At 50.9% G+C, this 21,185-nt stretch carries 18 protein-coding genes; 12 read left to right on the top strand and 6 right to left on the bottom strand.

Annotated features, from left to right (window positions below):
* Nucleotides 1–94 precede the first annotated feature (94 nt).
* The gene (locus tag SE18_RS13510) at nt 95–1,480 is read right to left on the bottom strand and encodes a CpXC domain-containing protein (RefSeq protein ID WP_054534995.1); all 1,386 of its coding nucleotides are present in this window, start codon (nt 1,478–1,480) and stop codon (nt 95–97) included.
* Nucleotides 1,481–1,751: 271 nt separating this feature from the next.
* Here SE18_RS13510 and SE18_RS13505 point away from each other — a divergent pair, with 271 nt between their 5' ends.
* From SE18_RS13505 to SE18_RS13485, 5 genes are all read left to right on the top strand, one after another.
* Nucleotides 1,752–2,309: a sigma-70 family RNA polymerase sigma factor gene (locus tag SE18_RS13505; RefSeq protein ID WP_054534994.1), complete on the top strand. Its 558-nt coding sequence runs from the start codon at nt 1,752–1,754 to the stop codon at nt 2,307–2,309.
* Nucleotides 2,306–2,842 carry a hypothetical protein gene (locus tag SE18_RS13500; RefSeq protein ID WP_054534993.1) on the top strand — a complete coding sequence of 179 codons (537 nt, stop codon included), beginning with the start codon at nt 2,306–2,308 and terminating at the stop codon, nt 2,840–2,842. Before SE18_RS13505 ends, SE18_RS13500 begins: the two co-directional genes overlap by 4 nt.
* A complete protein-coding gene (locus SE18_RS13495) occupies nt 2,839–3,768 on the top strand; it encodes a bactofilin family protein (protein ID WP_054534992.1) in 930 nt (309 codons plus the stop codon). Before SE18_RS13500 ends, SE18_RS13495 begins: the two co-directional genes overlap by 4 nt.
* 75 nt (nt 3,769–3,843) lie before the next feature.
* A complete protein-coding gene (locus SE18_RS13490) occupies nt 3,844–4,332 on the top strand; it encodes a gluconokinase (protein WP_054534991.1) in 489 nt (162 codons plus the stop codon).
* A 37-nt stretch (nt 4,333–4,369) separates the two neighbouring features.
* Complete coding sequence (locus tag SE18_RS13485) at nt 4,370–4,786, top strand: SWIM zinc finger family protein (RefSeq protein WP_152976648.1); 417 nt, start codon at nt 4,370–4,372, stop codon at nt 4,784–4,786.
* Nucleotides 4,787–4,916: 130 nt separating this feature from the next.
* Here SE18_RS13485 and panC read toward each other — a convergent pair whose 3' ends face one another.
* Nucleotides 4,917–5,750 carry a pantoate--beta-alanine ligase gene (gene panC / locus SE18_RS13480; protein ID WP_054534989.1) on the bottom strand — a complete coding sequence of 278 codons (834 nt, stop codon included), beginning with the start codon at nt 5,748–5,750 and terminating at the stop codon, nt 4,917–4,919.
* A 362-nt stretch (nt 5,751–6,112) separates the two neighbouring features.
* Between panC and bglX the strand changes: the two genes are divergently transcribed.
* The 6 genes from bglX (at nt 6,113) to SE18_RS13450 (ending at nt 14,240) form a co-directional block, all read left to right on the top strand.
* Nucleotides 6,113–8,257 carry a beta-glucosidase BglX gene (gene bglX / locus SE18_RS13475; protein WP_054534988.1) on the top strand — a complete coding sequence of 715 codons (2,145 nt, stop codon included), beginning with the start codon at nt 6,113–6,115 and terminating at the stop codon, nt 8,255–8,257.
* 263 nt (nt 8,258–8,520) lie between these two features.
* A complete protein-coding gene (locus SE18_RS13470) occupies nt 8,521–8,949 on the top strand; it encodes a YkgJ family cysteine cluster protein (RefSeq protein WP_054534987.1) in 429 nt (142 codons plus the stop codon).
* Between the two features lie 54 nt (nt 8,950–9,003).
* Nucleotides 9,004–10,611: a carboxyl transferase domain-containing protein gene (locus SE18_RS13465; protein ID WP_054534986.1), complete on the top strand. Its 1,608-nt coding sequence runs from the start codon at nt 9,004–9,006 to the stop codon at nt 10,609–10,611.
* A 352-nt stretch (nt 10,612–10,963) separates the two neighbouring features.
* Nucleotides 10,964–12,646 (top strand): RluA family pseudouridine synthase, encoded by a 1,683-nt coding sequence (locus SE18_RS13460; protein ID WP_054534985.1) that lies wholly within the window; start codon nt 10,964–10,966, stop codon nt 12,644–12,646.
* 53 nt (nt 12,647–12,699) lie between these two features.
* Entirely contained in the window at nt 12,700–13,794 is a 1,095-nt protein-coding gene (locus tag SE18_RS13455) for a bifunctional GNAT family N-acetyltransferase/class I SAM-dependent methyltransferase (protein WP_054534984.1), read from the top strand.
* Nucleotides 13,791–14,240, top strand: a complete 450-nt coding sequence (locus SE18_RS13450; RefSeq protein ID WP_054534983.1) for a tetratricopeptide repeat protein — start codon at nt 13,791–13,793, stop codon at nt 14,238–14,240. The genes SE18_RS13455 and SE18_RS13450 overlap by 4 nt, the downstream gene beginning before the upstream one ends.
* Before the next feature lie 78 nt (nt 14,241–14,318).
* Here SE18_RS13450 and SE18_RS13445 read toward each other — a convergent pair whose 3' ends face one another.
* The 4 genes from SE18_RS13445 to SE18_RS13430 form a co-directional block, all read right to left on the bottom strand.
* Nucleotides 14,319–15,056 (bottom strand): hypothetical protein, encoded by a 738-nt coding sequence (locus tag SE18_RS13445; protein WP_054534982.1) that lies wholly within the window; start codon nt 15,054–15,056, stop codon nt 14,319–14,321.
* A 381-nt stretch (nt 15,057–15,437) separates the two neighbouring features.
* Nucleotides 15,438–16,040 (bottom strand): HAD-IA family hydrolase, encoded by a 603-nt coding sequence (locus tag SE18_RS13440; protein ID WP_054534981.1) that lies wholly within the window; start codon nt 16,038–16,040, stop codon nt 15,438–15,440.
* Nucleotides 16,037–16,513: a DinB family protein gene (locus SE18_RS13435; RefSeq protein WP_054534980.1), complete on the bottom strand. Its 477-nt coding sequence runs from the start codon at nt 16,511–16,513 to the stop codon at nt 16,037–16,039. The genes SE18_RS13440 and SE18_RS13435 overlap by 4 nt, the downstream gene beginning before the upstream one ends.
* Entirely contained in the window at nt 16,510–17,370 is an 861-nt protein-coding gene (locus SE18_RS13430; RefSeq protein WP_054534979.1) for an ATP-grasp domain-containing protein, read from the bottom strand. Before SE18_RS13430 ends, SE18_RS13435 begins: the two co-directional genes overlap by 4 nt.
* Nucleotides 17,371–17,774: 404 nt before the next feature.
* On the opposite strand from SE18_RS13430, the gene SE18_RS13425 reads away from it, so the two are divergent.
* Entirely contained in the window at nt 17,775–20,771 is a 2,997-nt protein-coding gene (locus SE18_RS13425; protein ID WP_054534978.1) for a serine/threonine-protein kinase, read from the top strand.
* Nucleotides 20,772–21,185: the final 414 nt, after the last annotated feature.

Raw genomic sequence — 21,185 nt, 5'->3', positions numbered from 1 at the left:
GTCAAAAGGCAAAACTCAAAAGGCAAACAACTCCATGGTCATTATAAACGAGATAAGCCAACGCTTCTGCCTTTTGACTTCTGATTTTTGACTTTTAAAACAGGAGGCTCGCTGATTCGCGGGCGACTTGGCGCAAGCGATCAACAACTTCTTTGCGGCCTGCTTTTTCCATTTGCTCGGCCAATTGGTTGACTTCCTTGACGAAATCGCCGTTGACCAAGGCCATGTTTTTGCGTAGCAGCTTGGTAGCATCGCCAGCAGTTTCAGCACTCAATAATTGATTGATCAAGCGTTCTTGCGGAGTCATGGCCTCTTGCAACACTTCGGCAGCGGTTTGGCGCAACAGCATCAATTGCTCGGCAATAATTTGCTGATTGGTGCGCATCGCTGCATTCAAGTTGGCATCGATCACTACAAAGAAGGCTTCGCTCAACTCTTTATTGCGCTCAGTCAACAAGGCCCGTGGGTCTTCTGCTTGCAAGGCATCACGCAACAGGCCATTGGCTTTTTCAAAAATTGCTTGGGCTTCAGCATCCATGCGTTCGAGGGTGCTGTAAATATGCTCGCGGCGGGCTTGGGCAGCAGCTTGCTCTGTCTCAGGCAAGGTGGCAATTTGGGCATCCCAAGCTTCGAAGGTTTCATCATCGATCAAGGGTCGATAATTACTAATCACATCTTCGAGGCTCGCATCATCTGCATCGCGCAAGGCAGCAACCACATCTTCGACCGCTGGCTCTTGCAAGCCTGCGGCAACTGGATCAAAGCCACTTAATTGCATGACTCGTTGGCTCAGCTCGCCGATCATTTCGGCGCTATCTTCGCGGCCTTGTTGCAAGGCTGCTTCGATGTAGGAGTTGAGGGTCAAGAAAAATTCGCCATCAAGTGCAGCTTTGTTATCGGCCACTACTTGCGCCAATTTGCCTTCTGCTGAATCGAGCAAATTCTCGGCCCGATCGGCTTCGAGGGCTTCTGCTAGTTGGCTCAGCAACTCAACCCGTTGACGTTGCGCTTGCATCGCCTCTTTGGTAATGCCTTCGCTTTCCAACAAGGTTTCGAGCATAGTTTGCATCGTCATAAAGCGCCGTGGCGTGAGCAAATAACCGCGAGGAGCATCTGGTGGCAACAATTGCATAGCCACTTTGGAAGCCTCGCCAACAAAGCGCTCTTGTTCTTCTGGTGGCAAGTTTAATTCTTGAGGAAAGAGCGTCCAGAAAAATTTCTTTTCAGGATCATGGTAGATCAAGGGTGAGGCCAACATGCCGCCAGCGCCACAATTGGGGCAGACAGCGACATTTAATTGACCTGAAAGCATCGCGCCTTTTAATTCGGGCTGCACCCCAACATCAACGTATGTCCAAAGTGCCACCACAAACGGCGTTTGGCAATTTTGACAGCGAATCTGAACCCGCTGTGGCGGCACGACAGGCCGCTGCGGGCCACCTTGGGTGGTTTCGTCCAGCCCTTGTGGTGGATTGGTCATTGAGTGATTCCTTTCAACGAACACGATTAAAAGCCACTATGCATTATACGCGAGGTTGCAGCAGAATACTATTAGTAGGCTGTTGGATTGGCGTAATTCCTGGCATAGATATATTGCTAGCTGCCCGTAGTAACGTTCACTTTTGCCATTTAGCCAATCCTTAGGTACCATAGCGAGCATCACACCGATGGGAATCCAAAATCCCCTCTTGACAATGAAACATTACCCTTGCTCAGCGCGTACCGAGTATAGTGGTGCGAGGTAGAACCGCGTGACAGAGATCAATAGTGAAGAATTGACGCTGGTGCGGGCGACAATTCGTGGCGACCAAATTGCATTTCAACGGATTGTCGAATTGTACCAAGGGCCAATTTTCAACTTGGCCTACCGGATGTTGCACGATGGCCATGAGGCCGAAGATGCAGCCCAAGAAATTTTCATCCGGGCCTATACCAAGCTTGAAACGTTCGATCAAAGCCGCAAATTTTCTACATGGCTCTTTTCAGTCGCATCGAACTACTGCATTGATCGCTTACGGCGACGGCGACCGATAGTGCCACTTGATGATTTGGCATTTGCCCTACCAAGTACCGATGATGGCCCTGAACGCTCAGCATTGCGTGGTGAGTTGCGCGATGCCGTCCAACGTGCCTTAGCCACCCTGCCCGATCATTATCGGCTGGTGGCAGTGCTACGCTACTGGAACGATCTCTCCTATCAAGAGATCGAAAATATTACGGGGCTATCAGAAAGTGCGGTTAAAACCCGGCTCCATCGTGCTCGCAATATGGTGGCCGCTGCGTTGGATAAACAAGGAGCAGAGCTATGACATGCCGTTCGATTCGCGAGCTACGCGCTCAGCAACCAGATGACCCTGACGACCAACAACTGATTTCTCGTCATGTACAGGAGTGCCCAATGTGCCTCGATGAACTTGGGCAATTGCCCGCCGCCTTAGCCGCTCCCAAATCGGCTATTCCACCGCCAAATTTTGCCGCCAGCTTAATGGCAAAATTACCAGCGACTCCTGAGCTTGCAGCAACTCAAGCCCGTAGCCGTGCCTTACGTCAACGTGTGCTGTGGGGTGTGGTTCTGGGCTTCGTCACATTAATCGTCCTCTGGGGCGGTTATGGGGTCTTGTTCGATAGTTCTTTGCCTGCCGCTACCTTTGGCGGGGTTGATTCAAGCGCAGGCCGCGGAGTTATGGCCTTGACCTTAGCAGGCAAGCCGATGGCGGCAACCCTTGGATTAATTGGCATCCCCTTGCTCCTTGGGATGCTTGTGCTTGCAGGTGCAGCACTGATGATCTGGCGACGTTTGTTGACCCCTTCACCGGCGCTGCTTGTGGAGGTAGAACAATGAAGCGCAATCCACGAGTGTTCTTATTTGGCTGGATTATTCTAGCCCTGATTATTATTGCCTCACCAACCTTTGTGTTTGCCCAAGCACTACGCACCGATGGTGATGCATTGGTGGTTCGCGCTGGCACGACTGAAGGCGGCGATATCGCAACCATCAGCCAACAAATCGTGATTGATGGCGTGGTTGAAGGCGATGTAACCTCGGTCACTGGCTCGATTATCGTCCGTGGTTCAGTCGAAGGCGATGTCGTCAGTTTGTTTGGCAATGTTACCTTCGAAGCAGATTCGATAGCCCAAGGCAACGTCATGGCAGCTACTGGCGAAGTTCAGATGCAAGCGGGAGCCGATGTTGCCCAAGCTGGAGCCGTTTTCAATGGCAATCTCAGCGATAGCGGCGCAGCAGCGCTCTTACCAGTAGAAGGCAATCAGACGCTCAACACTTCAACGCGGGTCATTCTGGCAGTGGTTTTGGCAATTTTGGCCACAATTATCGCTAGCTTGTTGAGCCTCATTTGGCCACGCTCATTTGCCAGCGGCGCCCAAATTATTCGCTTGGCAACCCAACGCGCGTTGGGCTTGGGCCTGGTATGGTCGGTGCTCTCAGTTGTGGTCGTCGGCGGCATTGCCTTGCTCTTGATCTTCTCGTTGGTTGGCTTGGCGGTTTTGCCAGTGCTATTGCTCATTGCCCAAGTGCCTTATTTGATTGGGCTGGCAGCAATTGCGATGGTGATTGGCCAACGGCTCAACTTACATGGCCCAGCAGCAGTTTTGGTTGGCAGCTTAGCAATTGTGCTCCCAGCAATTGGCTTGGCAGCAATCAGTTTACCCGCTGCGTTTGTCTGGTTCTATCTTAGCTCTGGGGTCGGCATTGGCGGCATGTTCTTGCTGCGCTCGACGGTTGTTCAACGCCATAGCCTCCAGTTCTGAATTCAACAACAACCGATTATCATTTGAGAGGGTTGGAATGCACCAACTCTCTCTTTTGGCTTAAATGGAGTTGTTATGGTGATTGTGGTTATGGGCGTGAGCGGAGTTGGCAAAACAACGATTGGTCAGCAATTGGCAGCAGCCCAAGCTTGGCACTTTATCGATGCAGACGATCTGCACCCTGAAGCGAATCGCCAAAAAATGGCCAGCGGCCAGCCATTAACCGATGCCGATCGTTGGCCATGGCTGGCGTTGGTGCGCCAACAAATTGAGGCTGCGTGCAGCCAAAATCAGAGTTTGGTCTTGGCATGCTCAGCCTTACGCGCTGACTATCGAGCCTATTTGCAGATTAATCAGCAAGTACACTTTGTCCATTTGGTTGGCGACCCAGGCTTAATTCAGGCTCGATTGCAACAACGCAGCAATCATTTTATGCCCAGCAGCCTACTAACTAGCCAATTGGCAACTTTGGAAATCCCCAGCAATGCCTTGACCCTCAACGTCGATGCAGAGCCAAGCACGCTAGTTGAGCGTATTCAGCAATGGATTCTCGGGTTAGAATAAGTTGCCCACATAATACGAGGTATGTATGGAGTTTCCAGTGGTTTCTGAGACTCAAATTCAGGCAATCGCAGGCGCAGTGAACTTTGAACAGGGCTTGGAATATTTCGAGCAGGGCATGGTCGAAGCTGTCCAAGCCCATGGCGCAAGCGTTCAGGCCTCAGTTGGTGATCGTAATAATCGCCATTATTTGGTTAGTATCCAAATTCATTCTGTTCAGCAGATTGCAATTCAATGCACATGCCCTGCTCAGGCTAGCGAGTTCTGCGCTCATGGGGTGGCGGTGCTGCTCTTTTTAAGCTATTGCGCCGAGCAAGTTCTGCCAGCAACAGCATCCAAGGTGACGCTCGATGAGCTTGAACCAAGCCAATTGCGCACCTTGTTGCGCGATGTTGCTGAGCAACACCCAGAAGTAAGCAGTTTGGTTGACGAGCGGATTGAACGCCTAGGGTTTTAAGCCACGGTCAACGAGCAGAATTTTAACGCGGAGACGTAGAGAATTAAAAGTAGATGGCTTAAACGAAGGCAGTTCAACCCTCTCCTAAAACCTAGTAAAGTTTATTCTCTGCGCCTCTGCGTTAAGTGCTTTACGACAATATCAAATTATCGATGAGCCGAGTTTTGCCAATCCGTACTGCCAACGAAACCAATGCGCCGCGTTGGTCTATCGTCGTCAATTCTTGCAAACTCTGAGGATCGGCAATGCTCACATAATCGACTTGAGCTAGCGGTTCTTGGTTGAGGGTTGCAAGCATTAATTGGCGCACTGCTTCTGCATCGGCTTGGCCTTCTATGTAGGCAGTTTGGGCGGCGCTCAAGGCGCGATAAAGCACCGGAGCCGCTGCCCGTTGCTCAGGCGTGAGATAGCTGTTGCGGCTGCTCAGCGCCAAGCCATCAGCCTCGCGAACGGTCGGCGCAATTACCACTTGAACGGGCAACGCCAAATCGCGCACAAATTGGCGAATAACCACGGTTTGTTGGGCATCTTTTTGGCCAAAATAGGCCTTGGTTGGTTGCACAACATTAAATAATTTGGTTACAACTGTCGCCACGCCGCGAAAATGGCCAGGCCGACGCGCACCTTCGAGCGGTGCAGTCACCCCTTCCACCTCAACATAGCTGCTAAACCCAGCAGGATACATTGTTTCAATGCTTGGCATCCAGACCAAATCGCAGCCAGCTTCGCTTAATAAATCAAGGTCGCGCTGGGTATCGCGCGGATAACTAGCAAAATCTTCGTTGGGGCCAAATTGGGTTGGATTAACGAAAATTGAGACAATCGCCACACCATTTTCAGCCTTGGCTTGCTGCACCAAACTTAAATGCCCAGCATGCAAAAAGCCCATGGTTGGCACAAAACCAACGTTGGCCCATTGGCGCCGAGCTGCCCGAACTTCCTCAATTGTGGTTACAACCTGCATGAATCATTCCTCATCGATAAAACAAACGCTGCCAAATATCTTAATTCAATCTCTTATAAAGTGCCACCTCGCCATGTATGGAATAGGAAGGAAGCAGATTTAGCCTCGATCGAAGCAGCGAAGCTTGAGGAAATTCCTCGGCCTTTTTTGGCCCAACTTGACAGTGCAAAGGCTTAGCGGCACAATTGCAAGCGCTTGCAGAAATTTAGAGATCAACCGAATCAAGAATTTCAGCTTGATTCAAAACCCATCTTCCAGCTAAAAATCTACCTGCATGGGCGGCAATGGCCGATTCTAGGCTGTCGAATGGTGATTGCCAACTTGACTATGACAGTCAGCGTGCTCAATGAGGACAAACACAGATGCAGTATGAGCAACAAATCGAAGCCTTGTTGGCCCAAATGAGCCTGGCCGAAAAAATTGGCCAAATGCGCCAACTTCATGGCACTGGCGAGAACCAAAAAAACCTCGTTCGCGAAGGGAACTTAGGCTCGGTGTTGAACGTGATCGATGCAGAGGCCCACGAAATTCAGCGCATCGCGGTCGAAGAATCGCGCTTGGGCATTCCGCTATTAATTGGCCGCGACGTGATTCACGGCTTTCGTACGATTTTCCCAATTCCGCTTGGCCAAGCAGCCTCGTTTAACCCTGAGTTGGTGCGCAAAGCCGCTCGGGTTGCCGCCCGCGAAGCCTCTGGTGCTGGCATCAACTGGACATTCGCGCCAATGATTGATATTGCACGCGACCCACGCTGGGGCCGAATTGCCGAAAGCTGTGGCGAAGATGCCTATCTTGCCAGCTTGATGGGAGTGGCGATGGTCGAAGGTTTTCAAGGCGACGATTTAACTGCTCCCGAGGCAATTGCCGCCTGTGCCAAGCATTATGTTGGCTATGGCGCAAGCGAAAATGGCCGCGATTACAACACCGCTTGGATTCCTGAGGTTTTGCTGCGTGATGTCTATTTAGCGCCATTCCAAGCTGCTGCTGAGGCTGGCGCAGCTACCTTTATGAGCGCCTTCAACGATTTGAATGGTGTGCCAACCTCGGGCAACGAATTTACCTTGCGCCAGATTTTAAAAGGCGAATGGGCCTACGATGGCATGGTGGTGAGCGATTGGGCCTCGATTGTCGAGATGATTGCCCATGGCTATGCTGTTGATGCCCGTGATGCAGCCTTGAAGGGCGTACAAGCTGGGGTTGATATGGAAATGGCCAGCACCAGCTACGCCGAATATCTAGCTGAATTGGTTGAATCCGGCACGCTCAGCCTCGATTTGATTGATGATGCAGTGCGGCGAGTGCTACGGATCAAGTTCCACTTGGGCTTATTCAATCAACCCTATGCCAACGCTGCCGCTGCTGAAACGTTGGTTGCGCCTGAGCATTTGGATTTGGCGCGCCAAATTGCCAAAGAAAGCTGTGTGCTACTGAGTAACAAGCAAACCTTGCCACTCAGCCAAAACCAAACCAAGGTTGCAATCGTTGGCCCGTTGGCCGATCATGCCGCCGATCAACTTGGCTGTTGGGTGTTTGATGGCAAGCCCGAAGATAGCCAAACTCCATTGCAAGCGATTCGTGAGTTGCTTGGCGCCGAGCACGTTGAGTTTGCCCAAGGCTTGGCCGAAGCCCGCAGCACCGATCACAGCTTGTTTGACGAAGCGGTTGCTGCGGCGCAAGCAGCAGATGTGGTGCTGGCCTTTTTGGGTGAAGATGCAGGCTTGAGTGGCGAAGCCCACAGCCGCGCCTTTATCGATTTGCCTGGTTCCCAATTGGCCTTGGTTGATGCCTTGGTGGCAACTGGCAAGCCTGTGGTTGCCGTTGTGATGGCTGGGCGTTCATTGGTGTTGGGCGAATTGCACGATAAAGTGCAAGCCATATTGTATGCTTGGCATCCTGGCACGATGGCAGGCCCAGCCATTGCCGATTTATTGTTTGGCTTGGATAACCCCTCGGGCCGCTTGCCGATCAGCTTCCCGCGCACGGTTGGCCAAGTGCCAGTCTATTACAATCGCAAAAACACTGGTCGCCCGCCAAGTGAAGACGCACCCAGCATTCCAACTGGCACGCCGCTTGACCCTAGCGGCTTTACGTCAAGTTACCTTGATGTTGATCATCGGCCCTTGTTCGCCTTTGGCTATGGCTTGAGCTACACGACATTCGACTATAGCGATTTGCGTTTATCCAGCCAAAAAATAGGCTTCGACGAAACCCTCAGCATTAGCGCCACCATCACTAACACTGGTAAGTATGCTGGCGCGGAAGTTGTGCAACTGTATATTCGTGATTTGGTGGGCTGCATGACCCGCCCAATCAAAGAACTCAAAGGTTTCCAGCGCATCCATTTGGAGCCTGGCCAAAGCCAAGCTGTGACGTTCGAACTGAGCAGCGCCGATTTAAGTTTCCACAATAATGCGATGCAAAAAATCGCTGAGCCAGGCGAGTTTCATGTTTGGGTTGCGCCAAGCAGCCTTGGCGGTTTGCAGGCAACATTTGAATTGACTAGGTAGAACATAGAGCAAAGAACATAGAACATAGAGCAAAGAACATACTGATTAACGATCCACGAAGGAGAATTGGCTATTGGCTATCGGAACATGGTTTGAAATTCCAAATCCTGTTCCGATAGCCCAACGTCGATAGCCAAGTTAAAACCCCGATCCCCAGCCCCCAACAACCGATCCCCAGCTAATGATCCTTCGTGGTTAAATAAACACTTTTGGATTAAAATAGATTCGTCCAGTGCTTAACTTCATCCACAAGGAACAGAACTATGTCGCTTAGCTTAAATGTGATTAATCAGAATCAGCCGAGTTGTGCTGGTTGTGGTGGTTTGTGTTGTCGCTCGTTTATTTTGCCAATTGACACCCCTGAAACTCGTGAAGATTTTGATGTGTTGCGCTGGCTGGTGCTGCATCGCGGCGTAAAATGTTTGGTCAAACAATCGGTTTGGGAAATAGAAATTGGTCTGCCATGCGAGCATTTACAGGAAGATAGCCGTTGTGGCATTTATATGCAGCGCCCAAATGTCTGTGTTGAGTATGAAGTTGCCACCTGCGAGCGCCATCAGCCACCACATTACGAGGCAGTGATTGATAATGAACATGCCTTGAAAGCGTGGGTTTTCTCGCGCTATGGCATGTATCCCGACGACCCGGATTTTCCCTATGGCGAGCAAACAATTCGGGTTGGTTTGTTTTAAGCGCGATCATCAGTATCATGTTCGCAGCGAACGTCTAGTGATAAGGAACGATCAATGTCGATCATTCAGAGTACGCTCGATATTCATAGCCCTGAATTTCGCCAAAACGCCGATTTTCATCGCCAATTGGCAGCAGAATTACGTCAACAAACCAAGCAGATTGCCCAAGGTGGCAGTGCTGAGGCCCGCGCCCGCCACGAACGTCGCGGCAAATTGCTTGTCCGCGATCGGATTGAGCGCTTGCTTGACCCAGGCAGCGCTTGGCTGGAAATTGGAACCTTGGCTGCATGGCAAGTCTACGAAGACGATGTACCAGCGGCAGGCGTCATTACGGGAATTGGGCGGGTATCAGGCATTGAGGTGCTCATCGTCGCCAACGATGCGACGGTCAAAGGCGGCACCTACTATCCACTCACGGTAAAAAAACACTTGCGTGCCCAAGAAATTGCGCTACAAAATCATTTGCCCTGTATTTACTTGGTCGATAGCGGTGGAGCATTTTTGCCTTTGCAAGCAGAAGTCTTTCCTGACCGCGAGCATTTCGGGCGGATTTTCTACAATCAAGCCCAAATGTCGGCCTTGGGCATTCCACAAATTGCCGTCGTGATGGGCAGTTGTACCGCTGGCGGCGCCTATGTGCCAGCCATGAGCGACGAAGTGGTGATTGTGCGCGAGCAAGGCACGATTTTCCTTGGTGGCCCGCCCTTGGTCAAAGCAGCAACCGGCGAGATTGTCAGCGCCGAGGATTTAGGCGGCGCCGATGTGCATACCCGCCTTTCTGGGGTTGCCGACCATTTTGCCGACGACGATGAGCATGCCTTGGCGATCACGCGCTTGATTGTGGCCAATTTGCAGCATCGCAAAGCCAACCCATGGCCGCTGCGCACGCCAGAAGCACCACGCTACGACCCGCAAGAATTGTACGGAATTATTCCCGCCGACACCCGCAAGCAGTTTGATGTGCGCGAAATTATTGCCCGGATCGTTGATGGATCGCGCTTGGATGAATTCAAGGCGCGCTATGGCACAACCTTAGTGACAGGTTTTTCACATATTTATGGTCATCCAGTTGGTATTTTGGCCAACAACGGCATTTTATTCTCCGAAAGTGCTTTGAAGGCAGCCCATTTTATCGAGCTATGCAACGAACGGGCGATTCCGTTGCTGTTTTTGCAAAATATCACTGGCTTTATGGTTGGCCGCGAATACGAGCAACGCGGGATTGCCAAAGACGGAGCCAAAATGGTGATGGCGGTTTCGAATGCCCGCGTGCCAAAGTTTACGGTGGTAATTGGTGGCTCGTTTGGGGCTGGCAACTATGGCATGTGTGGCCGTGCCTATAGCCCGCGCCAACTTTGGATGTGGCCAAATAGCCGTATTTCGGTGATGGGTGGCTCGCAGGCGGCCAATGTGTTGTTGACCGTGCGCCGCGACGGGTTGCAAGCCAAAGGCCAAGATTTGAGTTTGGCCGAGCAACAAGCTTTTATGCAGCCAATTCTCGATAAATACGAGGCCGAGGGCAATCCGTATTATTCCAGCGCTCGCTTATGGGATGATGGCATTATCGATCCAGTTGATACGCGCATGAGCTTGGCACTAGGCTTATCGGCAGCAGCCAACGCGCCACTGGCCGATGTTAAATATGGTGTGTTTCGGATGTAATCTGTGGATTGCCCCCTTGATTCATGGATCGAGGGGGCAATTTGATCCACGAAGGACACGAAGGGCACGAAGAACGAAACCGCGAAGAACGCAAAGAGCGCTAAGGTTAAGTTTTTTAGCCACAGATTCCACAGATTATTATCCCAAAACCCATAGCCATCCCTTCTCTACACCTCTATGCTCTTCATCCTTCATCCCTCATCCTTTCGGTTTTTGATTTCTGACTTCTGATTTCTGACTTCTGATTTCTGACTTCTGATTTCTGACTTCTGACTTTGCCTTATGTTCTATGCTCTCTGTTCTATGCTCTTTTACGGTACACTAAGCAGCAATTAACTGAAGGAAGCAAACAATGCAACTCGAAATTCTCTACCGCGACGAGCAGATCGTGGTGATTAATAAACCAACTGGCGTGGCAACTCACGCGCCCCAAGGCGATTTGGCATTAACTGATGTTGAACGGGCATTACGCGCTCAGTTGCAACTTGAGTATTTGGCAATTCATCAACGGCTTGATCGCGATACCTCTGGCGTGATGTTGTTCGCGATTGCTCCCGCTGCCAACGCCAATTTGGCCCTAGCTTTTGCTGAACACACGATTGAAAAAACCTATCAAGCTATAGTGTATGGCGTACCAAGCCCAGCCCAAGGCGTTATCGATGCGGCGATTGCGCCTGCTGGAGATGGCCTGATGCAGGTCGCGCCAGCCCATGATCGGCGGGGCCAAACAGCAATCACCCATTATCGCGTTGTGGCGAGCAGCCCTGATCGGCGGTTTAGTTTGCTCGAATTGCAACCCAAAACTGGCCGCACCCATCAACTGCGGGTGCATTGCGCAGCATTGGGCCATCCGATTGTTGGCGACCAGCTGTATGATGTGGCGCGAACTGCCCCTCGGCTGATATTGCACGCCAGCGCATTGCGTTTTACTCACCCAATTAGCCAACAGCCGTTGCATGTGCAAGCGCCAGCGCCAGCCTTATTTGCCCGCGTTGTCCAAGGCTTGCCCGAATTACAGCAGAGCAACGAGCCAGCAGCGCTCAATGGCTTAATTGAATTAGCCGCTGAACGCCGAGCACCATTAGTTGCTGACCCTGCCACTACCATCTTTCGGGTCTTTCACGGCCCCAGCGATGGCGTAACCCACCCATGGTTAAAAGATTGGACGGTCGATAAACTTGATCAGGTGTTGATTGCGTCGTGCTACAACGAGCAGGTGCGCCAAGTGCCCCAGAGCTTAATCAATGCCTTGGTTGCGCAATGGCAGCCGCAGGCAATCTATGCCAAATATCGTCCGCGCACTGCCGCCAACGTTGATGAGGCTGCAATGGCCGAGCTAGCTCCAACTACGCCAGTTTGGGGAACGCCAATTGAGCAGGTTGTGGTTCAAGAAACTGGCTTGCGCTATGAATTACGGCCAAGCGATGGCCTGAGCGTTGGGCTGTATGCAGATATGCGCGAAACCCGCCAGCGAGTACATAATTTGGTTGCCAACAGCCAATTGCGGGTGCTCAACACCTTTGCCTATACCTGTGGCTTTGGGGTGGCGGCGGTGGCTGCTGCGCCCCAATCAATCGTCACCAACCTCGATCTTTCGCGCCGCTCGTTGGATTGGGGCAAAATTAATTATGGCCTGAACGATTTGGCGGTTGAAGATCGCCAGTTTGTGTTTGGCGATGTCTTCGATTGGCTCAGTCGTTGGGTGCGCCAAGGTCGCCAATTTGATCTGGTGATTCTTGACCCGCCTTCATTTGCGCGCAATCGGGGCAAGCGCTGGCGTGCCGAAGAACATTACGCCGAATTGGTAGCATTGGCGGTGCAATTATTGCCAGCCAATGGCCATTTAATCGCCTGTTGTAACCACGTTGGCTTGTCGCGGCGCCAATTTCGCGGCCAGGTTGAGCGCGGCATGCAGCAAGGGCGCTGGCCTGGCGTGATTGAAGCCAATTATCCCGCCTCGCCGTTGGATTACCCCGCAGCGTATGGCGAAAGCCACCTTAAAGTTGTGTTGGCAGTTGGCAAAGCAGCTGATTAAACTTCTGGTGTATAGTACAAAGCGGAGCATTTTGCTGTTAAGGTCGGAGCACAATGGAACGTCAACCAGTCCAAGTTCGTTTGGCCAGCCACGCAGATTATCCAGCGGTCATTGAGGTAACCTATGCCGCCTATGCTGTACAGCGCGCCAAAAGCGAACTCTATGCCTATGTCTACACGGAAACGGTCGAGAGCCTGACGGCATCGCAGGCCAAGCATCCTAATTGGCAAATTTTGGTCGTTGAAGAGGCAGATCAGATTGTGGCAGCGGTACGAGTTGGAACCTTCAAACCAACCGACACCGATTTGCACCTTTGGCGTTTGAGCGTCAAGCCTGAAGCCCAAGGCCGCGGCTATGGCAAGCTTTTGGTCCAAACAGTCGAACAATGGGCCAGCGCCCAAGGCTATCAAAGCATTTCGTTGGGTGCGCTCGAAGTTTCACCCGAAAATCAGGCCATGTACGAGCGTTGGGGCTATCGCTACCACGAACGGCGCGAGATGATCAGCGCACCTGGAAATTTTTATGCCATCCTACATAAGCCAACTGATCGTAAGGTTAATCAAACCGTGGCAACCTACGAAATAATGGCTGAGGATTATCAGCAACGCCGTGGCGCAGTTGGCCCTTGGGTTTTAGAATCGCTTGATCGCTTTAAGCAACAGCTTGCAGCCCCAGCCAAAATTCTCGAAGTTGGCTGTGGGCCGGGCCGCGATGCCCGTTTATTACGCGAGACTGGCTACCACGTGGTTGCGCTTGACCCAACTTGGGCGATGTTGCAACTCGCCAAGCAAGCAGAAGTGCCGTTGGTTGCTGGCGATTCGCGCAGTTTGCCAATTGCTGCGGCAAGTGTGCAAGGCGTTTGGGCCCAAGCTTCGCTGCTGCACCTGCCGCACCTCGAATTCTCGCTGGCCTTAAGCGAGATTGCGCGGGTTTTGCAGCCCCAAGGGGTTTGCTACCTAAGCCTCAAAGTTGGCGACGGCGAACAATGGCATGCCGATGGCCGCTTTTTTGCCTTTCATCAACCTGAATTGGTGACCAAAGCCTTAGCTGGGGTTGGATTAACCGTGCTTGATCAATGGGTGGTTGAGGCCGATTTGCCCGATAATCCGCCGTGGGTCAGGACGATTGCCCGCAAGGAGCATGCATGAGCGAAGCAAAAATTCCGTTGACTGCCAAACTGTGGTTTGCTTGGGGCCAAAGTTGCACCTATTGGGGCAATCGCACCCTTTCCAAGCAAATCTATCGCTGGGCCTTTGATGCCTATACTCGCGCCCAAAGCTATGCGCCATGGTGGAACATGCCAGTCCTGCGCCGCGCGGTGATTCGTGGCCGCGAGCTTGATGATTATGCAGGCGCAGTCCGCGATTTCAGCGATTTAATTAAGCAAGATCCTGAGTGGGCCGAGCCATATTTGCAACGCGGCATTTTGCATAGCTTTCATGGCTTGCAATCGGCGGCACGAGCAATTGCCGATTTTGATCAATTTTTGAAGCTAGCCCCAGCAACCCATACCTGGCGCGCCGATGCCGAGCGCTTGACCGAACGCCTGCGCGAAGATTTGCAAGAGCGCGGCTGGAGCGAACAACTCGATTAAGCATCAAGCTCCATTAAATAAAGAAAGCGCGATCAATTAATTGATCGCGCTTTTGGTTAATCAGGCTCCGCTTTCGAACTAGGGCAGGACATTATCCAAACGCCATGACGCTGTTTGATCATTCATCGCGCCCATTCCTGGACATGCTTGAGTGCAATCGATGCGTAATCCAGTCCAATTTGCATGCTCGTAATGCTCAAAGTCGCGGCAATTGGCAAATGCTTTGGCCGAACTAATCTGTTTGTTCCAGCCATATTCGACGGTGGCAAACCCATAGCTATAGCCATCGCAGCCAGCAGTTTGGCTTGTCGTCCAAATTTGGCTGAGCCCACCCTCGGCAATTGAATATCGCGGATTAGCCCATTGAATGCCAATAATTGTGGTCTTGGCAGTAGTAGCAGATTCAAGCATTGCTTGGTCAAGCAATTCTGGCGCACTATCAGCTGAAAGCTTAACCAAACCATCGGTTGCATGCTCAATGGCTGTTTGAAAGGTAGCGAAACACATCGCCCCAGTAACTTTTGAGCTTTGGCCAGCCTTGCTTGGATCGATTGGCTCGATATTAATAACGCAATGGCCTATCGCTTGCTTCTCTCCAGAGATTGCATCGACTGCTGGAATAATCTCACAACCAGAGTCAGTCACTTCTGAACTGGTTTGATCATCGGCCATTGGCTCGATATTGGCAAAACAATTAATCACTGGTGCTTGAAAGCTCGTTTCGAGCATTGTTTGGGCTTTAGCATTGCGTTGTACAACCACAAAACCAATTAAACTTATAAGACTAATCGCTAATAAAAACAGACGTAAACGCATTTAACACCCCTTAACTAGTCCCCTAGATGTGGATTAACGAAGCCATACGGTGCGAGACAATTGATTCATGCTGGCGCTGCTTTTGGTGCTTGTTCCAGCAAATACTTGCGAATGATTTGAGCTTCACTTGCCTGCCCACCCAAATAATTAGCAGCAAGCTTAAAACAGATTATTGAAGATTAGGGAGAAGAGTGATTAGTGAATTGGTGGCTTCGTTCTCTGGATTGCTATGCTAGCAAATAATCAAATACTATGTCAATGATGAAATTCTGATAGTTCGCTTGCAAAAATACAAGCTACGAGAATATTAATTTTTGGTGCAAAAAAAAACAGAGACCGATTAATCAATATTGATCAAGCAGTCTCTGTTTTTTCAGGCAATTAGTTAATTGAGTTGGCGTTGAGCCAAGCAGCTAAATCGCTGTAATCGCGATAATGCAAAGCTTGCCAGCCATGGGTTTGGGCGGCAACAACATTGGCTTTGGTATCATCCCAAAAGGCGATGCTCGCAGGCACTAGCGCCAATTGTTGCGTCGCCAACGCAAAATAGCCAGGCTCTGGTTTGCGCACACCAAGGCTTGATGAGGCTAAAATGCCATCGCACCAGCGCCACATGCCCAAATCGTGCCAAAGATAGTTGCTACGATGCTGCTCTTGGTTGGTCGCCAGATAGCACTTTATTCCGCGATCACGTAGCTGTTGCATGGCATTCAACACGCGCGCATCGATCAGGCTTTCTTCGCCAAACCAACGTGCTAAAAAGCTATCGAGATCATGCGGCCACGGCCATTGCTCAAGGTAGGCGGGCAACACGTCGCGCAGATCGGCCTTGCCATCGATACACTCCAAAAACACGCCCTGAAAAAACTCACGGGTGTGGGCGCTAGTGATGCCATGCTCGCGCTCCAAGTAGGCGGCAAACCGCAAAGTTGGCACACACAACACCCCATCAACATCAAACAACACTGCTTGCAGTGCGCTCATTGTTGTGGCTCAGCAGCTAAAGTGCGTTGAATTTGGTCGATATGGCCAAGCCCATGATCGGCATAGGTTTCAACCAAATTGAGCAAACTGACTGGGCCATTTTCTGGGTGAAAGCCAGTCCGTTGCCATGCATCCTCTGGTAATTCACGCCAAAACTGCACCCAACGGGCATGCAACGAACGCAACAATTGCAACGAAATTTCCACATCAGCCTGCTGGGAATCGCCAAAGTTGGCCCATAACTCTTGATCATATGGTTTGAGAGTTGGGTTGTGCTCGGTAGCGATCAATTTGCAACGAATGTAGCTATTCATATGCGAATCGGCCAGATGATGAATATTTTGGGCCACGCTCCATTCATTGGCGAGAAATGGCGTAGTCAATTGGTTTGGGCTAAGTGGACGAACAAGTTCGGTTAATTGGGCTGGTAATTGCTCAATTTGGCCAATCCATTGGTCACGTTGGGCGCTCATGCTTGTGCTCCTGCTAGCGTTGGGCTGGTAACACCTAAGGTTGCTAAAACTTTGCTATAAACCTCGACGATCACGTCATCGCCAGCATCGCGGGCAATATATTCGAAGCCAGGCGAGGCATTGGCCTCAATCAACCACCATTCGCCATTGCGATCTTGGACAATATCCAAGCCTGTCCAACGTAACGGCAGGGCTGCAAATAATGAGGCTGCAAAATTGCTGATCGTCGTGTGTAATGCTTGATCATCAATCACCACCGCCTTGCCACCATTCCAGTGGAGCGGGCTAAGATTGCCCTCAAACAACGCTTGGTCGATATTTTTTTCGTAGAGTAAGATTAATTGACCATCTAAAAAGACGGCGCGATATTCGTGGGCAATCTCAATTGTGCTCTGCGCCAAGGCAATATAATCAAAATCTTTGCTTGCGCCATCGAAAATTTTGGTCAAAGCGCGAATGATACCCTCACGGTCGTGGCAGCGAAATACATTCAAGCCGCCAGAGCCACGATTGCGTTTAATCATCACAGGCAAGGCGAATTTGGCCAACACATCATCGGCAATTGCCTCAAAGCTATCAAAGGCGCGGTATTTGGCAAAGCGCTCTGGGCCAAGCGGGTGAAAATAGGATTCAGTTTGCGGTTGCTTAATTGATGAGTGTGTTAAAGTGTAAAAATAATCTTTATCACGGCAAATTTCGCTCATAGTATTGTCGTTGAGCGGCGCCTTCCAATTCACAAACAGCCAATTGCGGGTAGGGCCAACGATTCGCAGAATATTTTCGGTCGAATGTAAATGTTCATACGTCAAACCAAGCCGTTCACAAGCCAGCGACAGCAAACGAATATTCGGGTTCATGGATTGTCCTTAAAAATGTACGAGGGAACCTCTGGTGGTTGCTTTAGCATACCGCACTCTACGCCGCTTGCAAGTAGGATTTTAGGCCTTCGAGCACAGCAAATTAGCAAATCCCAGCATACATTTACAGCCATCATCTCAGCATAGCGGCACGAAACCTGCTAATCGATGATCGTTTGCAGTGCCTATCCACAGAGCGAGCAACCCCTTTGAAGCCAAACTGCTCAAATTCAGCACGATAGCAAGCGCTTAAGCGCTTAATTAATGAATTTTTTAAATTTCCAATTTCGTGCTTGTCAATGTTGCCGAATGATGTGATAATGGGGCAACAACCCAGCCTGCAATTTTTGGCACTTGATACTAGAAGCGGGATACTCCGCAGTTGACGTTGTAGGATTACAGCAATGAAATCGTTTGAACATACCCAACTGGGTGAGTATACATTGCAAGAAGAGATTGGCCGTGGTGGGATGGCGCAAGTCTATCGCGCGCAGCACCAAGCCTATGGTCAGGTTGCCTTCAAAGTATTACCACCCTATTTTGCTCACGACAACGATACGCTTCAGCGCTTTATGCGCGAAGCTCGCGCCAATCGTACCTTGCATCACCCACATATTGTGCAGCTCTACGAAGCGAGCGATATTGCCCAAGCCCAAAATCCCTACCAGCCAATCCATTATATTGCAATGGAATATATTGCTGGTGGGACATTAACCGATCGATTGCGCCAACAGCCGCAACAGCCGCTCAATCTGACCCTCGAAATGGGCGAGCAAATTGGCTCAGCACTCGACTACGCTCACGGCAAAGGCTTTATTCACCGCGATATTAAACCAAGCAATATTCTGTTTCGCAGCAATGGCCATGCCGTGCTCGCCGACTTTGGGATTGCCTTGGCCAATAATGAAGCGCGTATGACCAAAGCTGGTGGCTTTGCTGGCACGGTAGCATACACCGCCCCGGAAATCTTCGAGGGCGAAACTGCCGATATGCGTTCGGATATTTATGCGCTTGGCTTGATTTTGTATGAATCGTTGGCCGGGCATAATCCTTACGCCAATATCAGCACCAATGCGCAAATCGCCATGAGCAAGATTCTGACAACGCCCTTGCCTCCATTACAAGATGTAGCGCCGCATGTGCCACCATTAACTGCTGAAATCTTGGCCCAAGCAACTGCCAAAGATCCGATTCGCCGCTTTGCAACAATGTCAGATTTTGTTGAAGCGTTGAAGCAGGCTAAATTCAATCGAGTTAGTGATCGCCCAGCGCAACAATTGAACGCCAGCGGTCGCCCGATGATTCCGATTGCAAATCGACCTGGTGCGCCAAATCGCCCACCACAACGCAATCCGCAGGCAGGCAATACTCAAAACCAAGCCTTTGGTGCTGGAATAGCAGCCTCAGCAGCGGCCTCGGCTTTGCCCGATGCAGGCGAAGGTACGATGATTTATACGCCGCCAGCAGCCAATCCGGTGGCCAATCAAGCAGCAGCGCCAGTCGATGCGACCCAAATCTACACGCCAGCTCAACCAAATCCAGTGGTCAACCAAGCACCAGCTGCGCCCGTGGCTCAAGCACCAGTTGATGCGACCCAAATTTACACGCCAGCTCAGCCAAATCCAGTGGTCAACCAACAATCAACTGCGGCTCAAGCACCAGTTGATGCGACCCAAATTTACACGCCAGCTCAGCCAAATCCGGTGGTCAATCAACAATCAACTGCGGCTCAAGCGCCATTGCGCCAAGCCCCAACAACCAAGCCAGATCAAGAAATTCCACGCGCTCCCTCGCAGGCCAATCAGCCTGTGCCAGCAGCGCCAACTGTGCCGCTTGATGATCAAAGCACGATGATGTATACGCCGCATAGCGTGCCCAATCGACCGATTCCAAGTCAAACCAATCAACCGGTCGATAACGAAAGCACCGTTATGTATCCGTCCTATCCGCAAACGGGTAACCAAGCCTATCCGCAAACGGGTAACCAAGCCTATCCGCAAACGGGTAACCAAGCCTATCCGCAAACGGGTAACCAAGCCTATCCGCAAACGGGTAACCAAGCCTATCCGCAAACGGGCAATCAGGCCAATCTAGCCATGGGCGGGGCTTCGCTAGCGAATGAGCCGATGCCGAAGAAAGGGCCAGCGCGGCCAATTAATGCCCAACGGATCGAGCTAGCGCGGCCAGCTCCGGCACCAGTCGCTCAATCGTTTGAAGCAGATTATGCTACTGCCCCACCGCCATATGCAATGCCACCGAAGGCCTCGCCTGTTGGCAAAGCCAAAGATTTCTTCCGTTCACCAAAAGTTCTTGTCGCTTTGGGTAGCGCACTTTTAGCTTTGCTCGTCATTGCATTTTTGAGCTTTGGCCAGGGCAAAGATGATCCCAATATTGCGAGCGTTGCAACTGCAACCTCGGATGCCAACGTTGCTGGTGGCGATGGTACGCCAACCGCAACGACCGCAACTACTGTTGCGGCAACGCCAACTGCCGAGCAAACCAGCGATCCTCAAGAAGCTAAGCGCTTGGAATATGTGGTTGGTCAAGAAGCCTATGCCCAACAAGATTGGCCAAAAGCTGCCGCAGCCTTCGATAAAGTGCTCGAAATCGACCCAGCGTATCTCGATTTGAGCAATATTGGCTCAGCAACCTACTACAACTGGACGATCAACGAATTGACCGGCCCTGACAAGGTTGCAGCAAGCCTTGAGATTTTGAATAAAACCTTTGGCTTTAAGCCCGACCACCAACCGGGAACCAACTTGGCCAAAGTGCTGAACCTCTATCGTAATGGTCAAACAGCTGCAGAACAGCAAGATTGGCAAGCTGCCATCAACGCCTATCGCGAAGCCCAAAATGCCGGCAGCGGTGAATTCGGCGATCTGATGGGCAAGTTGCAAACTGTCAAACAGTTGTATGAAGCCTATCTTGGCCGTGGTCGCCAGCTTGAAGAAGCAGGCAATCTTGAGGGGGCTAATGCGATTTATCGCGAGGCTGCTGGCCTGCGAGAACTTGATGGCAATTTGGATGTAGCCACAGCCAATAGCCGAATTCAGGCAACCGCGCCAACTGCGGTGCCAGCCACTCCAACGCGGCCAGCACCACCAACTGCGGTGCCAGTTGCCCAACGCTTGTACTTCCAAAAGTATGCAGAAAATGCGGTTGACCCAACCTGTTTTGCGGTGCACATTCGCGGGGTTAGCACAGGTGGTTGGTTTGTCGCTGTTGATGGTTTGGGCAATCGCGGCAACGTAGACGGCGCAGGCAATACCAATGTCTGTGGGCTAGCTGCTAGCCAAGAAGTGACTTTCACGGTCTACAATGCCCAAGGTAATCCAGTCCCAGGTGGCGGCGGGATTCCAACCCGTGGCGGCGACTTGATGACGGGCTATTGGCAATAAGCATCTATACCATTTCCAGCTAGCCTAAAAGTACCTTGCAAAATCCCCTAGTGCTATGTTGATAGCCTAGGGGATTTTTGTGTCTCAAATCGTCATCACATTTCCTAGCATGTTCTCCAATAATCAGCTATCTGCAATATTTAGATAAATTGGCAAACTGGTACTTATAAGATGCCAAATTTCGCATTAGAATGTATCTAAACAGAAAATAATACCAACAGCTATTGCTATGGAATCCTAGCAATAGCAAAATAAAGCTTGCGAAGCAAGCAAAATAATGTGATAATACTTCAATCATTCAATCAGTCTATAGTTCAAACCAACAGGTTTTTGAGCACTTATAAACAGCGTTTGCTGTTTTTAGGGCTATTTGCTTGTGATGATCTCCAGTTATTCAACGTTACGGTTAAGGGG

Origin of the sequence: Herpetosiphon geysericola (assembly GCF_001306135.1) — a bacterium.
Lineage (GTDB): Bacteria > Chloroflexota > Chloroflexia > Chloroflexales > Herpetosiphonaceae > Herpetosiphon > Herpetosiphon geysericola.
This window is presented reverse-complemented; position numbering and strand designations above follow the sequence as displayed.

What these genes read in the sequence shown, in the direction of transcription:
- SE18_RS13510 (WP_054534995.1), bottom strand. Translation starts at nt 1,480, where the DNA reads ATGACCAATCCACCACAAGGGCTGGACGAAACCACCCAAGGTGGCCCG.
- SE18_RS13500 (WP_054534993.1), top strand. Translation starts at nt 2,306, where the DNA reads ATGACATGCCGTTCGATTCGCGAGCTACGCGCTCAGCAACCAGATGAC.
- SE18_RS13495 (WP_054534992.1), top strand. Translation starts at nt 2,839, where the DNA reads ATGAAGCGCAATCCACGAGTGTTCTTATTTGGCTGGATTATTCTAGCC.
- SE18_RS13490 (WP_054534991.1), top strand. Translation starts at nt 3,844, where the DNA reads ATGGTGATTGTGGTTATGGGCGTGAGCGGAGTTGGCAAAACAACGATT.
- panC (WP_054534989.1), bottom strand. Translation starts at nt 5,750, where the DNA reads ATGCAGGTTGTAACCACAATTGAGGAAGTTCGGGCAGCTCGGCGCCAA.
- bglX (WP_054534988.1), top strand. Translation starts at nt 6,113, where the DNA reads ATGCAGTATGAGCAACAAATCGAAGCCTTGTTGGCCCAAATGAGCCTG.
- SE18_RS13470 (WP_054534987.1), top strand. Translation starts at nt 8,521, where the DNA reads ATGTCGCTTAGCTTAAATGTGATTAATCAGAATCAGCCGAGTTGTGCT.
- SE18_RS13465 (WP_054534986.1), top strand. Translation starts at nt 9,004, where the DNA reads ATGTCGATCATTCAGAGTACGCTCGATATTCATAGCCCTGAATTTCGC.
- SE18_RS13460 (WP_054534985.1), top strand. Translation starts at nt 10,964, where the DNA reads ATGCAACTCGAAATTCTCTACCGCGACGAGCAGATCGTGGTGATTAAT.
- SE18_RS13455 (WP_054534984.1), top strand. Translation starts at nt 12,700, where the DNA reads ATGGAACGTCAACCAGTCCAAGTTCGTTTGGCCAGCCACGCAGATTAT.
- SE18_RS13450 (WP_054534983.1), top strand. Translation starts at nt 13,791, where the DNA reads ATGAGCGAAGCAAAAATTCCGTTGACTGCCAAACTGTGGTTTGCTTGG.
- SE18_RS13445 (WP_054534982.1), bottom strand. Translation starts at nt 15,056, where the DNA reads ATGCGTTTACGTCTGTTTTTATTAGCGATTAGTCTTATAAGTTTAATT.
- SE18_RS13440 (WP_054534981.1), bottom strand. Translation starts at nt 16,040, where the DNA reads ATGAGCGCACTGCAAGCAGTGTTGTTTGATGTTGATGGGGTGTTGTGT.
- SE18_RS13435 (WP_054534980.1), bottom strand. Translation starts at nt 16,513, where the DNA reads ATGAGCGCCCAACGTGACCAATGGATTGGCCAAATTGAGCAATTACCA.
- SE18_RS13430 (WP_054534979.1), bottom strand. Translation starts at nt 17,370, where the DNA reads ATGAACCCGAATATTCGTTTGCTGTCGCTGGCTTGTGAACGGCTTGGT.
- SE18_RS13425 (WP_054534978.1), top strand. Translation starts at nt 17,775, where the DNA reads ATGAAATCGTTTGAACATACCCAACTGGGTGAGTATACATTGCAAGAA.